Annotated in this window: 12 protein-coding genes and 1 pseudogene; 10 read left to right on the top strand and 3 right to left on the bottom strand. The window is 51.1% G+C overall.

Annotated features, from left to right (window positions below; genetic code table 11):
* The first annotated feature begins 36 nt into the window (after positions 1–36).
* From C0K55_RS16610 to C0K55_RS16590, 5 genes are all read left to right on the top strand, one after another.
* Positions 37–900, top strand: coding sequence for a DUF2877 domain-containing protein (locus C0K55_RS16610; RefSeq protein WP_105266706.1), 864 nt, complete (start codon positions 37–39; stop codon positions 898–900).
* Positions 890–2,437, top strand: coding sequence for an acyl-CoA synthetase FdrA (fdrA, locus tag C0K55_RS16605; RefSeq protein WP_105266705.1), 1,548 nt, complete (start codon positions 890–892; stop codon positions 2,435–2,437). The genes C0K55_RS16610 and fdrA overlap by 11 nt, the downstream gene beginning before the upstream one ends.
* Positions 2,437–3,855, top strand: a complete 1,419-nt coding sequence (locus C0K55_RS16600) for a DUF1116 domain-containing protein (protein WP_105266704.1) — start codon at positions 2,437–2,439, stop codon at positions 3,853–3,855. The genes fdrA and C0K55_RS16600 overlap by 1 nt, the downstream gene beginning before the upstream one ends.
* A gap of 742 nt (positions 3,856–4,597) precedes the next feature.
* Positions 4,598–5,548, top strand: a complete 951-nt coding sequence (locus C0K55_RS16595; RefSeq protein ID WP_105266922.1) for a carbamate kinase family protein — start codon at positions 4,598–4,600, stop codon at positions 5,546–5,548.
* Between the two features lie 9 nt (positions 5,549–5,557).
* Positions 5,558–6,940: an amidohydrolase family protein gene (locus C0K55_RS16590; RefSeq protein WP_001515825.1), complete on the top strand. Its 1,383-nt coding sequence runs from the start codon at positions 5,558–5,560 to the stop codon at positions 6,938–6,940.
* Positions 6,941–7,082: 142 nt separating this feature from the next.
* On the opposite strand, the gene C0K55_RS16585 is transcribed toward C0K55_RS16590, so the two are convergent.
* Positions 7,083–7,250: a hypothetical protein gene (locus C0K55_RS16585; protein ID WP_010377087.1), complete on the bottom strand. Its 168-nt coding sequence runs from the start codon at positions 7,248–7,250 to the stop codon at positions 7,083–7,085.
* A gap of 411 nt (positions 7,251–7,661) precedes the next feature.
* On the opposite strand from C0K55_RS16585, the gene zorA1 reads away from it, so the two are divergent.
* The 5 genes and pseudogenes from zorA1 to C0K55_RS27175 form a co-directional block, all read left to right on the top strand.
* Positions 7,662–10,217, top strand: a complete 2,556-nt coding sequence (gene zorA1, locus C0K55_RS16580; protein WP_105266923.1) for a type I Zorya anti-phage system protein ZorA1 — start codon at positions 7,662–7,664, stop codon at positions 10,215–10,217.
* Positions 10,218–10,228: 11 nt separating this feature from the next.
* Positions 10,229–10,966: a type I Zorya anti-phage system protein ZorB1 gene (zorB1, locus tag C0K55_RS16575; protein ID WP_000483326.1), complete on the top strand. Its 738-nt coding sequence runs from the start codon at positions 10,229–10,231 to the stop codon at positions 10,964–10,966.
* Positions 10,963–12,750, top strand: a complete 1,788-nt coding sequence (gene zorC / locus C0K55_RS16570) for a type I Zorya anti-phage system protein ZorC (RefSeq protein ID WP_038355726.1) — start codon at positions 10,963–10,965, stop codon at positions 12,748–12,750. The genes zorB1 and zorC overlap by 4 nt, the downstream gene beginning before the upstream one ends.
* Positions 12,750–15,989 (top strand): type I Zorya anti-phage system protein ZorD, encoded by a 3,240-nt coding sequence (gene zorD, locus C0K55_RS16565; protein WP_105266924.1) that lies wholly within the window; start codon positions 12,750–12,752, stop codon positions 15,987–15,989. The genes zorC and zorD overlap by 1 nt, the downstream gene beginning before the upstream one ends.
* A 179-nt stretch (positions 15,990–16,168) precedes the next feature.
* Positions 16,169–16,343: pseudogene (locus tag C0K55_RS27175) on the top strand (hypothetical protein); the annotation flags it as partial.
* Between the two features lie 34 nt (positions 16,344–16,377).
* Here C0K55_RS27175 and C0K55_RS16560 read toward each other — a convergent pair.
* Together C0K55_RS16560 and C0K55_RS16555 are read right to left on the bottom strand one after the other, a co-directional pair.
* Positions 16,378–17,010 carry a LysE family transporter gene (locus C0K55_RS16560; RefSeq protein ID WP_123058161.1) on the bottom strand — a complete coding sequence of 211 codons (633 nt, stop codon included), beginning with the start codon at positions 17,008–17,010 and terminating at the stop codon, positions 16,378–16,380.
* Positions 17,011–17,143: 133 nt separating this feature from the next.
* A partial coding sequence (locus tag C0K55_RS16555) for an autotransporter outer membrane beta-barrel domain-containing protein (RefSeq protein WP_123059625.1) occupies positions 17,144–17,424 on the bottom strand: 281 nt, incomplete at its 5' end.

Here is a 17,424-nt window from a genome sequence, read left to right as displayed (position 1 = left end):
GGGAGGCTTGCTATCGACACACCAGAAAGACGGTGTGTGTGGGCGCTAACTGCGGATGCGGATTTTCTGGCGCAGCGGGGAGAAGGTCAGGTTGAACAGGTCTTTGCCAGAGCGGTAAACATTGCACTCCCGGCTCACCAACAGTTGCTGACGCTACTTTGTGAAGAGTACGACAATGCGCCAAACAGTTGTCGGTTGGCACTCACTCACTTTGATGGTCTGTTCCGTCATGGCGATAAGGTTCAGTTTGACGATCACGGGATTACGGTTGGTCAACATATTCATATAGATAAGCGTCGTTGCCAGCGTTGGCTGTCTCCAGTACTGCAATTGACCACTGAGAATTTCCACTTTATCGCCTGGCAACAGTGGCACGACATTATTCATCAGCATCTGGGGGAAAATGAAACCCTGTTTAATTATTGCGGTGATAATCCGTTTTATCAGGCGTTAAATAAAGAATTACAGATTAAAAGACGTCGTGTAATTCAGGCATTAAGCGATAAACAAAATATCGCATCAGCGGTCGCTAACATGATGGGGTTAGGGATTGGTCTGACACCTTCAGCCGATGATTATTTAACAGGTCTGGCGCTTGTTTTATTTATTTACGGACATCCGGCAGAAAAATACAAAGGGGAATTTTATCGCGGCCTGCAATGCGGCAGAAATAACACTACGTTATTAAGTGCCATAACGTTAGAAGCGGCATTGCAACAACGTTGTCGGGAAAATATTCATTATTTTATTTACGACATTATTTATAGCGTCCCTGGGAACTCAACTCAGGCAATAGAAAAGCTTAAACATATTGGCTCCAGTTCCGGCTGCGACATGCTGTATGGCATGGCCGATGGTTGTGCGCTGAGCCAAACCTACGGAGGGAATTATGTCAGTTAAAATAGTCATTAAACCGAATACCTATTTTGATTCTGTCTCGCTGATGTCCATCTCCACGCGCGCAAATAAACTCGACGGCGTCGAGCAGGCATTTGTGGCGATGGCGACCGAAATGAACAAAGGCGTGTTGAAAAATTTAGGGCTGCTGACGCCGGAGCTGGAACAGGCCAAAAACGGCGACCTGATGATTGTCATCAACGGCAAACCAGACGCAGACAACGAGCAGTTGCTGGCGGAGATTGAAGAACTGTTCAACAGCAAAGCGCAAAGCGGCTCGCATGAGGCGCGTTACGCCACCCTTGCCAGCGCCAAAAAGCATATCCCGGAAAGTAACCTGGCAGTGATTTCTGTCAATGGCCTGTTTGCCGCGCGCGAAGCGCGTCAGGCGCTGCAAAACGACCTCAACGTGATGCTGTTCTCCGATAACGTCTCAATTGAAGATGAACTGGCGCTCAAGCAACTCGCTCACGAAAAAGGGCTGCTGATGATGGGGCCGGACTGCGGCACGGCGATTATCAACGGCGCGGCGCTCTGTTTTGGTAACGCCGTGCGTCGCGGCAACATCGGTATTGTTGGTGCATCCGGCACCGGCAGCCAGGAACTGAGCGTCCGTATCCATGAATTTGGCGGCGGCGTTTCGCAACTGATCGGCACCGGTGGGCGCGACCTGAGCGAGAAAATTGGCGGTCTGATGATGCTCGATGCCATCGGAATGCTGGAAAACGATCCGCAAACTGAAATCATCGCGCTGATCTCCAAACCGCCTGCGCCTGCGGTGGCTCGCAAAGTGCTGGAACGCGCGCGCGCCTGCCGCAAGCCGGTGGTGGTTTGTTTCCTCGGTCGTGGTGAAACACCAGCGGATGAGCAGGGGCTACAGTTTGCCCGCGGCAGCAAAGAGGCGGCGCTGAAAGCGGTAATGCTCTCCGGCGTGAAACAAGAACATCTCGACCTGCATACCTTGAACCAGCCGTTGATTGCTGATGTCCGTGCGCGTCTGCAACCACAACAGAAATACATTCGTGGACTGTTCTGCGGCGGCACGCTGTGTGACGAAACCATGTTCGCGGTGATGGAAAAACATGGCGATGTTTATAGCAACATCCAGCCCGATCCGGAATTCCGCCTGCAAGATATCAACCGCAGCATCAAACACACCTTCCTCGACTTTGGCGATGACGACTTCACCAACGGCAAGCCGCACCCGATGATTGACCCGACCAACCGTATCAGTCGCTTGATCGAAGAAGCGCGCGATCCAGAAGTGGCGGTGATCGTGATGGATTTCGTGCTCGGATTTGGATCGCATGAAGATCCGGTCGGCTCCACCCTCGATGCGATCAAAGAAGCGAAAGCGATCGCTGCAGCCGAAGGCCGTGAGTTGATCATTCTCGCCTATGTACTGGGCACCGATCTTGATACGCCATCGTTAGCACAACAAAGCCAGATGCTGCTTGATGCCGGGGTAATTCTGGCCAGCAGCAGCACCAATACCGGATTGCTGGCGCGTGAATTTATCTGCAAAGGGGAGGAAGCCTGATGAGCCAGTCACTGTTTAGCCAACCGTTGAACGTTATTAACGTCGGCATCGCCATGTTTAGCGATGATCTGAAAAAGCAGCATGTAGAAGTGACCCAACTAGACTGGACGCCGCCGGGGCAGGGCAATATGCAGGTGGTACAGGCGCTGGACAACATTGCTGATTCGCCGCTGGCGGACAAAATCGCTGCCGCTAACCAGCAGGCGCTGGAGCGCATTACCCAGTCGCATCCGGTGCTGATTGGTTTTGATCAGGCGATTAACGTGGTGCCGGGCATGACGGCGAAAACCATTCTTCACGCCGGGCCGCCGGTTACCTGGGAAAAAATGTGCGGCGCGATGAAAGGTGCGGTCACCGGTGCGCTGGTGTTTGAAGGGCTGGCGAAAGATCTCGATGAGGCGGCTGAACTGGCGGCTTCCGGGGAGATCTCTTTCTCGCCGTGCCACGAACACGACTGTGTGGGATCGATGGCGGGCGTTACCTCTGCCTCGATGTTTATGCACATCGTGAAAAACAAAACCTACGGCAACATCGCTTACACCAACATGAGCGAGCAGATGGCGAAGATTTTGCGTATGGGCGCTAACGACCAGAGCGTGATTGACCGCCTCAACTGGATGCGTGATGTGCAGGGGCCAATGCTGCGCGACGCGATGAAAATTATCGGTGAGATCGATCTGCGCTTAATGCTGGCGCAAGCGCTGCATATGGGCGATGAGTGCCATAACCGCAATAACGCCGGGACGACTCTGCTGATTCAGGCGCTGACGCCGGGGATTATTCAGGCAGGCTATTCCGTCGAACAACAGCGCGAAGTGTTTGAGTTTGTCGCCAGCAGCGATTATTTCTCCGGCCCGACGTGGATGGCAATGTGTAAAGCGGCGATGGATGCGGCGCACGGCATTGAATACAGCACCGTAGTGACCACGATGGCGCGTAACGGCGTCGAGTTCGGCCTGCGGGTCAGCGGATTACCGGGGCAATGGTTTACCGGCCCGGCGCAGCAGGTCATCGGGCCGATGTTTGCCGGTTATAAGCCGGAAGATTCGGGGCTGGATATTGGAGACAGTGCTATTACCGAAACTTATGGCATTGGTGGATTTGCTATGGCGACCGCACCTGCAATCGTCGCGCTGGTGGGCGGCACGGTGGAAGAGGCTATCGATTTCTCCCGTCAGATGCGTGAAATCACCCTCGGTGAAAACCCTAACGTCACCATTCCGCTGCTGGGTTTTATGGGCGTGCCATCGGCTATCGACATCACCCGTGTGGGTAGCAGCGGCATTCTGCCGGTGATCAACACCGCCATCGCTCATAAAGATGCAGGCGTCGGTATGATTGGCGCGGGCATTGTGCATCCACCATTCGCCTGCTTCGAGAAAGCCATTCTTGGCTGGTGCGAACGTTACGGCGTTTGACTTACATGTTTATGCCGGATGCGGCGTGAACGCCTTATCCGGCCTGCGAATGGCGCAAGAATCTGTAGGCCTGATAAGACGCGCGAGCGTCGCATCAGGCATTTGTCACCATTGCCGGATGCGGCGTGAACGCCTTATCCGGCCTACAAATGGCGCAAGAATCAGTAGGCCTGATAAGACGCGTGAGCGTCGCATCAGGCATTTGTCACCATTGCCGGATGCGGCGAGAACGCCTTATCCGGCCTGCGAATGGCGCAAGAATCAGTAGGCCTGATAAGACGCGCGAGCGTCGCATCAGGCATTTGTCACCATTGCCGGATGCGGCGAGAACGCCTTATCCGGCCTGCGAATGGCGCAAGAATCAGTAGGCCTGATAAGACGCGCGAGCGTCGCATCAGGCATTTGTCACCATTGCCGGATGCGGCGAGAACGCCTTATCCGGCCTGCGAATGGTGCAAGAATCAGTAGGCCTGATAAGACGCGCGAGCGTGGCATCAGGCATTTGTCACCATTGCCGGATGCGGCGAGAACGCCTTATCCGGCCTGCGAGTGGCGCAAGAATCTGTAGGCCTGATAAGACGCGCGAGCGTCGCATCAGGCATTTGTCACCATTGCCGGATGCGGCGAGAACGCCTTATCCGGCCTACGAGTGGCACGAGAATTGTAGGCCTGATAAGCGTAGCGCATCAGGCAGTCTGGCGTTGGTCATAACCCCATCATCCTCTGTAGCGGACATAACAACATGAAAGAACTTGTGGTCGTTGCCATTGGTGGCAACAGCATTATCAAAGATAACGCCAGCCAGTCGATTGAGCATCAGGCGGAGGCGGTGAAAGCCGTCGCCGATACGGTGCTGGAAATGCTGGCTTCCGATTACGACATTGTGCTGACCCACGGCAATGGGCCGCAGGTCGGTCTGGATTTACGCCGCGCGGAGATTGCCCATGAGCGAGAAGGGCTGCCCCTAACGCCGCTGGCGAACTGTGTGGCAGATACGCAAGGCGGCATTGGCTACCTGATCCAACAGGCGCTGAATAACCGGCTTGCCCGCCACGGCGAGAAAAAAGCCGTCACCGTGGTGACTCAGGTGGAAGTGGATAAAAACGATCCGGGTTTTGCTCATCCCACCAAACCTATTGGCGCATTCTTCAGTGAAACCCAGCGTGACGCATTACAAAAGGCAAACCCTGACTGGCGTTTTGTAGAAGATGCCGGACGGGGCTATCGCCGCGTTGTCGCCTCGCCGGAACCGAAACGTATTGTCGAAGCACCTGCTATTAAGGCGCTGATCCAACAGGGCTTTGTGGTGATTGGCGCGGGCGGCGGCGGCATTCCGGTGGTACGCAGCGAAGCGGGGGATTACCAAAGCGTGGACGCGGTTATCGACAAAGATCTCTCTACCGCGCTACTGGCGCGTGAAATTCACGCCGACATTCTGGTGATCACCACCGGTGTGGAAAAAGTGTGTATCCACTTTGGCAAACCGCAGCAGCAGGCGCTGGATCGCGTAGATATTGTCACTATGACCCGTTATATGCAGGAAAGGCATTTCCCGCCCGGCAGCATGTTGCCAAAAATCATCGCCAGCCTGACGTTCCTGGAACAGGGCGGCAAAGAAGTGATTATCACCACGCCGGAATGCCTGCCCGCGGCGCTGCGCGGTGAAACGGGCACTCATATTATTAAAACGTAAGGACGTAAGATGAAAGAAAGCAATAGCCGCCGTGAGTTTCTGAGCCAGAGCGGTAAGATGGTCACCGCCGCCGCGCTGTTTGGTACGTCTGTGCCGCTTGCCCATGCGGCAGCCTCTGACACAATCCACTGCGAAGCGAACAACACCATGAAAATCACTGACCCGCATTACTATCTCGACAACGTGCTGCTGGAAAACGGTTTTGACTACGAAAACGGCGTGGCGGTGCAGACCCGCACGGCGCGCCAGACCGTGGAGATTCAGGACGGCAAAATTGTTGCGCTGCGCGAGAACAAGCAGCATCCGGACGCCACGCTGCCGCACTATGACGCTGGCGGTAAGTTGATGTTGCCCACCACCCGCGACATGCATATTCATCTCGACAAAACCTTTTACGGCGGGCCGTGGCGTTCACTCAATCGCCCGGCAGGCACCACCATCCAGGACATGATCAAGCTCGAGCAGAAAATGCTGCCGGAGCTGCAACCGTACACTCAGGAGCGGGCGGAAAAACTGATCGATTTATTGCAGTCGAAAGGCACCACCATTGCCCGCAGCCACTGCAATATCGAACCGGTTTCCGGCCTGAAAAATCTGCAAAATTTGCAGGCGGTGCTGGCGCGACGTCAGGCGGGCTTCGAGTGTGAAATAGTCGCCTTCCCGCAGCACGGTTTGCTGCTGTCGAAATCGGAACCCTTAATGCGCGAAGCGATGCAGGCAGGCGCGCATTACGTCGGCGGCCTGGACCCGACCAGTGTTGATGGTGCGATGGAAAAATCTCTCGACACCATGTTCCAGATTGCGCTGGACTATGACAAAGGCGTCGATATTCACCTGCACGAAACCACTCCGGCGGGCGTGGCGGCCATCAATTATATGGTTGAAACGGTAGAGAAAACGCCGCAACTAAAAGGCAAGCTGACCATCAGCCACGCCTTTGCGCTGGCCATGCTCAACGAGCAACAGGTAGATGAACTGGCGCACCGGATGGCGGCGCAGCAAATTTCTATCGCCTCGACGGTGCCGATTGGCACGTTGCATATGCCGCTCAAGCAGCTACACGACAAGGGCGTAAAAGTGATGACCGGCACCGACAGCGTTATTGATCACTGGTCGCCTTACGGCCTGGGCGACATGCTGGAGAAAGCCAATTTGTACGCGCAGCTTTATATTCGCCCTAACGAACAAAACCTGTCCCGTTCGCTGTTTTTAGCCACTGGTGACGTTTTGCCGCTGAATGAAAAAGGCGAGCGCGTCTGGCCAAAAGCGCAGGATGACGCCAGTTTTGTGCTGGTGGATGCCTCCTGTTCCGCCGAGGCGGTGGCGCGTATCTCGCCGCGCACGGCGACGTTCCATAAAGGACAACTGGTATGGGGGAGTGTGACAGGGTGATGTGCATTTGACGCGTTTGTAACGGCGAGCAGTAACCCCAGGGATGGGGTCGCCTGAATATGGCTTTGTTGGCTTTGATTCTCCTGAACATGAGAAATAGTGTGTGGTTCCACTAACCACACAGCAAATCTTACGAGTCGCCTTAAGCATTCGGCAACGCATAACATTTCACCGGTTTACCATCTTTCATTTCCATCAACATGCGGCTGGTCTGTAACGGCTTATCCAGCATATTTTGCTGGAATTGGCCGAACGCCTGACGGGCGTCCTTAATTGCGACTTTTGCGGCATTAAGCGATTGTTGTGCCATTTTCGCAAAATGACTTTATTGGCGTTGGTGGTATTCGTTTTTGTCGGCGTTCAGTAGCAGAGCAACCAGCGTTTCATCGCCCTTAATGTCAATCTCACTCATTTAATTGTCTCGTTGAATAGTGACTGGACGTTATTAGAAGCCGCGCACTCCATGAAAAAGTTTCATCCGTAAGCCCGGCGGCAAAAAATAAAATCCACAATCTTTGTGTCAAAAAGCATAAATTCTGTGAATTATTCCCATCAAGCGATTTAAATTTCTTACGCATGTGTTTGATCAATGTTTTTATGAGATATATAACGTTTTGTAGATGTAAAAATCGAGACTTTTCCTATAATGAGCGGGCGGTTTTTTTCCTTGCTGGTGATGTTCTGCCCTGCAAATTTCTTTTCCTTCACTCAAGGTATTTAGATGTTTTCGCTGACTTCGTTCCTCGACACGTTAACCTCTGTTAATCCAGAAAATGTGCCGATTTATGTCGCTATTGTGGTTGGGGTTTTGTTGTTGGGTTTCATTGTCCGTTACGCTATTCCTTCATTTAGGGTTTCAGCACGCTTTAAACAAAAAGCGAAAGCAATTCGGCTACTTGGCAATGAAAAACCGGCACAACAACTCGAAAAATTAGACGCGTTATTCTCTGATAAATTTTTTGCGCACCCCTGGAGCGAATTTAAAGAGTCTCTACATCGCCAGTTTGAGTTTGATGAAAACAGCGGGCAAAAAAAAATTAGCGCCATCCGCTCAACGGCTCCGTCGTCAGCATGGTTTACGGAACCGTTATTAGTCGAAATTCCTCTCTATACAGAAGCGTTTAAACATCTCCCTGGCATCCTGACCGGAATTGGGATTATCGGCACCTTTTCGGGGCTGATGATTGGTTTGCACCATTTTGACCCCAGCACGCCAGAGCAGGTCAGCGCCAGTGTCGCTAACCTTTTACGCGACGTTCTGTATGCGTTTTTAGGTTCGGCATTTGCTATTACGTTCTCTATTCTGGTCACCATGTTTGAAAAATGGCGACTGGCGCAATGTTATAAAAATCTTGAACTCCTTACCGCCAGCATTGACCAGCTTTTTGAAGGCGGCGTCGGTGAAGATTACCTTTCGCAACTTCTTTCCAGTACTAAAGAAAACACCACCCATGCGAGGCAACTTAAGGATGGTCTGGTCACTGACCTGCGTGAAATGCTGCAAAACCTGGTAGATAGCCAGATGCGGGAAAATCAAAAGCTGGCAGAGACATTATCAACGACATATCGCGAGTCAGGCCAACAGTTTGCTGAACAGGTCAGTGGCGCTATTGAAACCAGTCTGAAAAATCCGCTGGATAAAATTGCTGGTGTGGTGCAAACCGCTTCCGGCGATCAGAGCCATCGTGTGCAGTCGATGCTGGAGAACGTCCTGACTGCCTTTATGAGCAAAATGGATAACACCTTTGGTCAGCAGTTCACCACCATGCAGGAGATGATGGGGCGTTCTGTGGAAGCCATTCAGTCGATGCAAAGCGGTTTTTCTACGTTGTTGCAGGATATGCGTCAGGCCGGGGATGACTCACGTCAGGGCAGCGCGCAACTGCTCTCTCAACTGTTAAGCGAAATGAAAAGCGGTCAGCAGGAGATGCAGGCAGGGATGAATGAGATGCTGCGTAGTTTGCAGGAGTCCGTTGCCCGTATTGGCGCAGAAGGTGAGGGGGCGGGCGAACGGATGGCACAACAACTGGAAAAAATCTTTGCCGACAGTGAAGCGCGTGAAAAAGCGATGGCGGAACAGATGCGCGCTTTTATTGAGGCTATCCAGTCCAGTGTTCAGCAAGGGCAAAATGAAACCATGGAAAAAATGGCGGCTTCTGTGGATACGCTTGGCAGTCATATGGCAACGCTTTTCGCACAACTGGAAAATGGCCAGCAGCAACTTAATCAGCAGCAAAATCAGGCGCAAAATCTGCTGATAGGCAATATGAGCAAAGGGGTGGAAGCGCTGACGCAAAACCTGGCGGGCGTATTCAGCCAACTGGAGTCCGGGCAAAAACAGATGAGCCAGACTCAGGAACAAGGGCAACGCGTGCTGCATGAAGAGACTCAGCAGCTCCTGGCACGTAGCGAAGCGCGTGAGCAGGCGGCGGCCGAGCAACAACAACAGTTTATGACGTCGTTACAGCAAACCATGCATTCCAGCCAGGATGCCCTGCGAGAGAAAATGACCAGCGGTATTGATCAATTGGGTAGCCAACTTGGCAGCCTGTTTGGACAACTGGAAGAAGGTCAGAAGTCGCTCAGTCAGCAACAGCAATCAGCGCAGAGTGCGTTGCAACAGGAAGCGCAGCGAATCATTGGTCAGCTTGAAAGTCAGGTTGAGTCGCTGATGCAGATGCTACGTGAACAGCAATCAGCCTCTGGCGAGTTGCTGCAACGGATGGCGCAAAACACCACGCGCCATCTGGAAGAGATACAAACAGGAGCCGACAAAATGCGCGTGGCCGCCGACCGCTTTGAAGCCGCGGGCGATCGCGTTGCCGAGGCTAATCAATTGACCGCCGAGGTGCTGAATAGCACGCAACAGGCAGGGCGCACGCTTTCCGGTGCCAGCGCGGAGTTGGGGGCATTGATTGCTGATTATCGTAATACCCGTGAAGTCGTGGCGAATGCCATAACCGCACTCGAAACGCTGATTAACCGTAGCCATGATGAACAATCATCCCGCAGCCGTTTTGTTGACGATCTGAAGGCGTATTCCGAACGCCTGCAACAATATAACCGCGAGGCTCAGGAGTTCCTGCATAACATTGCCGAGGTGATGGGAACCAGTTTTGAATCCTTTACGACCGGGGTGGAAAACGGCCTGAATCGTTCACTACAGGAGATGGATACGCAACTGACTAAAGCGGCAGGAGCCTTAAGTTCTTCGGTTGAGATTATCGGTGAAAGCGTGGATACGCTGGAAACGGTACTCCGTCATCGTCGCGCGTAAGGAACAGGCTGATGTTTAACCGGGTATTTAATGGCAGGCAACGGCGCAGCGATGAAGCGGAAAAACCCTTCTGGATCTCCTATGCAGATCTGATGACTGCCATGATGGTGTTGTTTCTGGTGGTGATGGTGGCGTCGCTTAGCTCTGTTACGCAGCGAATTCAGCAGGCGGAAGCCGGGGAGAAATCGCGCGGGCATGATATCGCTCGCCTGTGTGAAAAACTTGAACTTCAGGCAAAAAATCTCAACAAGACGATTCAGGTTGACTGCCATGATAACCGTATCAGCTTTGGTGAAGCAGGGCGTTTTGAGCACAATCGCTTCGCGCTTAACGCCGAAGGATTACAGGCGCTACAGGATGTGGTGCCGTTAGTGCTGGAGGCGGCAAATAGCGATGAAGGCAAAAAATGGTTTAAGCAAATTGTTATAGAAGGTTTTACGGATACCGATGGTTCTTATCTCTATAACTTGCATCTTTCGTTGCAACGCTCGGAGTGGGTGATGTGCAGTTTGCTGGATAGCAGAAGCGCGCTACAGCAAAAAATAACCCCGGAACAGCAAGTCCAGATCCGCAAATTATTTCTGGCGGGTGGGGTTTCGTTCAACAATGCGAAAGAGAGCAAAGAGGCCAGCCGTCGCGTAGAACTGCGGATGCAATTCTTTGGCCTGAAAGACAAAAAGCACGATGAAAGCATGGATGTTGTTCCAGGCATTAGCCAGGAAACCTGTCAGCTAGGAATCATGCAATGACTTCCGCTATTGAAAAACTGAAAACCCGCTTACTTCCCTACAGAGAGCAGAACGCGCAGCCGACGGTAAGCCACGCTTTTAACTATCTTCAGCGCGTTATCGCGCAACTTGAGAGAAAGGTAGATGCTCGCGCGGTGAAGATGGTTCCCCCTCTGGAGAAACGCCGACAGGCCATTGCCCGACTGCGTGCGGGGGAGATGCCAAAGCCCTTCGAATGGAAGATGATTTTTTTTGGCCTCAATGATGTAGCAGAGGGCGATCTGTTTGAAATTGCATTGATGGATGATGCAACAAACTTTGCGAGAATTATCGCTGAAATTGAACAAAAAATTGCGCAGCGGCGGTTAACGCGGCGGGAATGGCTGGCGTTATGTACCAGCTACTTTGGTCATGCCAGCGATACGCCAGAAAAGAATCCGCAGTGGCTGCAGCTACGCACGCAGATTGCCCACGGTTTTCAACAACTTAAGGAGAGCGCGCCGCGTCAGATGTCCTGGATGTCGGTCATTGACACCTATAGCGATATTTTTACCGATAATGCAGGGTTTCTTCTCGGACAACAGCTCGGGCGCGGAGAAATAACGGATATTTCGGTGCTGGAGAAAGTTGCGCAAATTCCACAAACCAGTTGGTTATGGCGCAAAATTGTTAACCACCTGATCAATGAGATTTTTCGCCAGAATGACGATGATTTTCAGCAGAAAATTAATTCGCTTATCGCGTTAAGCCGCCAGCTTACGCGGTTTAAAGATAATATTCTGGCAGCCACTTTGACCCGTTATTATCAGTCGGCTTTTAAACATCAAACACATTTCGAACTCAAGCAATTGGCCCTGGAATATTGGGGAAATCCGCAGTTAACCAGTCGTAATAAAAGCTGGCAGGTTCACGTTGAAAATCCCGTATTACTGATGGTGCAAGGGTGGTTCGCCAAAGACGACCTGAAACTGTTCTTTGAGTTGCTGAAAGGCAATCGGGATGTTGACCATGCGCGCCTGTTCTACTGGCTACGTTTTGCCAATCAGATGAGCTATACGCGCATTGTGCTGGGCGAAGAGGCGCTGCGATCCAAAGATGCCGATTATGTTGAGTTCAGGGCGAAAAATGCAGGGCGATTAAGCCGCCTGCAAGGCTCTGGTTCACGCGATAACAATGCCATGATTATGCGCATTGGCGATTATCTGTTTGTCGAATTTTCGAAAGTGGGGGCGATGTATGCCTACCATATGGGGAATGCGCCCTTTAATCCGGAAACCGGCATTCTTGATATTGATTATGATCTGAAAGATAAGCGGAATAACCGGCGCAAAGTCCGGTTGCGTTTACCGCATTTGTCGCCGGTATTTCGCTACTCACTCAACCGAATTGAAGGTTGGATGAGCCGATATGACGAAGAACTTCGTAAGTTGGGTATTGATTACGTTGCGGAAGATGTAAATCAGCCCTCTGTCACTTTGGATGCCTCCCGCTTCAATGCGTCAAAGACCGTGAGTCGGCCAGAGCCTGCATCGTTGCCTGAACATGAAGTCAGTGATGCAAAGTCAGACCGGGAAGAGCAAATCAACATCATCGCCTCAGCGTTAAAAGCCAAAAAAGAGCTACCTGGCCGGGAACAGCAAATCCGGGAGGTTATTCGTTCGGTCGATTGTAAAGTGATGGATAAACGAGGGCTGGGGGGCGCAATCCACATTCAGTTCAATGAGCCTGACCATGAAGCGGCGCAAAAATTACTCAGCCTCGGGTTTAAACCGGTGCTGGGTAAATTTACTTACTGGAGCAAATAGTGTTCAAAAAATTGTTGGGTAAATTTATTAAAGAGAATACCTCACTACCCGCTTCATTTGTGCCGCTGTATGTAATGAAAGAGGAGGGCTTTGCTTTCCCCTTTAGTCTTGCTGATAGTGAAGATAACTGGCCTGTCGCCTCATGTCTGGAACAGCTTCATGAGGAAGATTATGTTTCACACTGGTCTGATTGCTGGTTTCTTAGCTGGGATGATTTTTATCGCATCCGGAAAAATGATGACTATGCCAGCAGCCTGGCGATTTTCGCTTTTCCTCCACAGCGCAATCTGACGGCTCATCTTGCTGCAACGGGAAGTATTAGCGATGATACTTTTCGCGTTTTCATTGATAAATGGACGCAGCCCGACGACTATCGCCCCGTCGGAATAACTTGCACGGGAGCCAGCTTTTCCTCTGCGGAAGGCACCTTTGTGTTAAGCGAAGAGAACTGGCAGCTTCTGGACGCACTACAGCAACTCAGATTGCAGCAGCGACAGACGCCGGGCGAAACGGTCAACCAAACCAGTTGGGCTAAAATACGGCGGCAGGCCAAAAAAGCAGGGGCAAAACTGGATGACTATCTCGCAAAAACGATCGTTATCAGGCCAGAATCGTTACAGTTAAAACTGCGAAAATCGCTGGTGGTAGATACTCCGGTACTGGAAATTGAACCGGTTTTTGATGAGCAGCCTGCAAACTGGTTACAGATTTTTGACCGTACGCAACAGGTGCAGGATCGTTACCGTGTTTTAGGGGATGATGGTGTCTTAAATCATGTCATTCTTTCTCCTGAAGTCAAAGACGTCCTGACCTCCGTGCACGCTATTACCGGGCGTCGCGTGGCGGGGGATGATGCGCTCTCATTTGTTCGCAATCCCTACACCTGGATTGGTGAAGAGGCGAGCCAGGTGCTCGATCCTGACGTTTACGAGCAGAATTTACAGGACGCCGGGATCTACTTTTATGATTTTCGTCTGGAGCCGCAGATCGATGAAAACAGGCAAATTGCATCTGTAACGCTTTTTCTCAGCCCCAGAACTGAACAATCCGTGCCGGATGAAACCTATATCTTTAAACGCCCAGGTGAACTGGCGGCGTTGCTCTCTGAACTGGAACAAAAGTTAGCGGCACAACTGCCCGCCGGAGTCTGGCAGGGTTACGATCTGGAGCTTTCCAGATTCAGCCAGGAAGAACTGCAAGGTTATCAGGCGTTGCTTGAAAACTGGCAGCAACAGGCGGCGGGAATGAATTTTACCCACGTTCTCGATCTCAACAAATACAGTGACCGGGTTATCGGGATCGGTGAATTTGAAAAAATCAGTTCGCCTTATCTGGTCAAAAGTGAAAGTGAAAAATGGCTTCCGGAGAACCTTGCGCAAGAGATGTGCGAGGTCATGTTCTCTGGCTGGGATCTCGATAATCATCAACATTTTCAGGAACTGGAAGAGCGGCTGGAAGAGGCAAAAGCCACGGATGCGCCGGAAGTTGCCATGCCCTGGAACGACAACCTTTTGCCTCGCGAAGAAGCAGAAATTTTCCACGATAAATGGAAAAAGAAAATCGATGGCGAAACAAATGATGGCGTAAGCAGTGAACCGGTTAGTCGTGCCGTTCTGCTGATAGAACAAAATATTGAGCAGGCGCTGTATGTTAAACAACGGCGGGATTCCTTGCTCGGCGCACATCAGGCAGAAGTCGAACTGCCGATGATCCTCAAAACGTCCATTCAGCTACGTGAACATCAGCGTAAAGGGGTGGCGTGGCTCCAACAGTTGTATCTAAAGTCGCCAACCGAGACGGCGGGATGTTTACTGGCGGACGATATGGGGTTGGGTAAAACCTTACAGATTTTAACCTTTCTCATCTGGCATCGAGAACGTTTCCCGGATGCGCCCCCCTCGCTGATTGTTGCTCCGGTATCGTTACTCGATAACTGGGAACGTGAGGTCGGGAATTTCTTCCTGCGCGAGCAGGTGTCGATTTTAAAACTCTATGGTAATGAGCTTAAGGCGAAGAAGTGCGCGAAAGAGAGCATTCCTCAGGCACTTAAAAGCAAGGGCATTAAGAACTTACTGCAAAATGACTGGGTGGGTGACGCGCATATTGTTCTTACTACCTACGAGACGTTGCGCGATCAGGAATTTTCCCTGGCTCGTCAGCCCTGGTCCATAATGGTGTGCGACGAAGCGCAGAAAATCAAAAATCCGGCGGCATTAATAACCCAATCGGCAAAAGCCATTCAGGCGCAATTTAAAGTCGCATGTACCGGAACACCAGTCGAAAACACCCTTGTCGATCTGTGGTGTTTATTTGACTTCGTTCAGCCGGGGTTGTTGGGGGCTTTAAATAATTTTGGTAAAGATTATCTGCGCCCCATTGAGCAACAGAATGATAATGCTGTCCTCGAATCGCTACGCAAATTAATAGAACCGCAGACACTGCGCCGCACCAAAGAAGAAGTAGCGAAAGATCTGCCGGATAAGATTGAAGATCAGTACTGTAAACAGTTGAATATGCTGCCATTGCAACGGGATCTCTATACCCACTCGGTTGTAAGCTGGCAAAACCAACAGGAGATCAGCGAAGGGCTGGATCAACGAGGCTCAGGTATGCTGGGGTTGCTGCATCGGTTGAAACTTATTTGCGCATGGCCTTATTCCGTAAGTGCAGATTTGCGCTTACGGAACGATGCTCCGAAAGTAAAATGGCTGCTGGAGACGTTAAACACCATTCGCCAGTCATCTGATGACAAAGTGATTATTTTTACGGAACTGCGCGATATTCAACGAGAGCTGCAACATCTGATTGCGCAGAATTTTGGCTTTAAGCCTTTTATTATTAATGGTGATACCAGCACCAAATCTGGCAGTGACCAAAATCGTCAGAGCCTGATCGATGCATTTCAATCAACGCCAGGTTTTAACGTTATTATTTTATCCACCATCGCCGTTGGGTTTGGCGTCAATGTCCAAAAAGCGAATCATGTCATCCACTTTACCCGCTGTTGGAATCCGGCGAAGGAAGATCAGGCGACTGACAGAGCCTACCGCATTGGGCAGCAGAAAGATGTTTACGTCTATTATCCGACAGTGCGTGATAGCCAGTTAATGACTTTTGAAGAAACGCTGGATGAATTACTGAACCGACGCAGAGCGTTGGCCAGAGATATGCTCAAAGGGGCAAGCGATCTGACCGCCGCAGATTTTGAAGCGGTGCTGGCGGGCGCTCCCCCGGCATAGGGAACGCAATGGTTGATGACAAGACTTAAAAGAGCGCGAAGTTGCCCCCTTCTATAACCCTGAATATGCCGGGGCAGGGCAAGTCAACCGACAGGGATTCGGTGTTGCTTGGTTTATGAATAATAAATATATTTTGTGAATGTATTAGTTGACATTTATATGAAAAAAATCATAATTCCATCAAGTTTGCATGGGGCGCTTTCTGTATCTTATGCATCGCACCAAAGCCTGACAGCGAATAATACTGTAAGGCTCATATCAAAAACCGCCATTAGCTCATCAGGAAGAGCAGACGACAACCAGGATTGTTGTATGGTACGGGGTTCGAGGCCTCGATGGCGGTCCAACTTCTCAATTAAGTTGATGACCTGGATATACCATTATCAGCTCATCGCTGTGTTACCCCTTCATAAATCAGCCGTAGCGCGAAGACACCGATAATTGCACCAATAATCCGACTGGCGACATGCTGCATACGCCCATATGCGCGACGCACGGTCGGTAAAGAAAACGCCTGGCTAAGAAATACACGCCAGATAACAGACGCGAGCACAATTCCTGCCCAGACCATTAAACGCGCCCAGGTCGGCGTTTCTGCATTTAACGTCACTGAGAAGATACTGATAAAAAATAAAACTGTTTGTGGATTAGAGAGATCGGTAATTAATCCACGGCGGAAAAATACATACCACGGGGCACTAAGGGGCTGTTGTAGCGCGCTCATCTGTGGTGTTGATTGTCGGCGCATACTGTTCCAGGCAAACCATAAGAGATAAGTGCCGCCGACGATTTTAATGAGTGAGAAAATCTCTTCACACTGGGTAATGAGCGTTGCCATTCCAAACAACCCCAGCCCGGAATAGATGGCATCGCCCAACGCGACACCAAGCCCGGTGAGTACGCCCGCGCGACGGCCTGAAGCCAGACTGGTTTGAACCACGACAAAGAGATTTGCCCCGGGATTAAAAAAGGTGATAACGAACAGTCCAACGGTCAGGTAAACGGCGTGCAAAGGAACCATAGTGATTTCACTCATAAATAAGCTGAATTAACTTCATCATATTTATAGTAAAAATGACTGAATGCGAGCGCGATCACAAAGAACGCGGATCTAAAAAGAGTGCCACCTGTACGCGACAGGTGGCAAAGTGGCATCAAAAGAGATATTTCATACCCAGCATTCCCTGGGTATCGCTGTAACCGTTGTCACCCAACTGCTGGGCGACGTTGCCCCATAGTTGCAGACGCGGATTAAGCTGACCTTCCACCCCGACTTTTAACTCACCGATGTTACGCGCACCGATGATCTCATCGCTGATGCCATCCATCTTCACACTGTAATTGCGGGAGTTATAAATCCAGTTGGCTTCCACAAAAGGCTGGAAGGAACGCTCTTTATGCTCATCAAGAGCATTATGGCCTTGCAGATACGCTT

Source organism: Escherichia sp. MOD1-EC6098 (assembly GCF_002965865.1).
GTDB classification, from domain to species: Bacteria; Pseudomonadota; Gammaproteobacteria; order Enterobacterales; family Enterobacteriaceae; genus Escherichia; species Escherichia marmotae.
The sequence above is the reverse complement of the archived record's forward strand: the minus strand, read 5'-3'. Positions and strand labels throughout refer to the sequence as shown.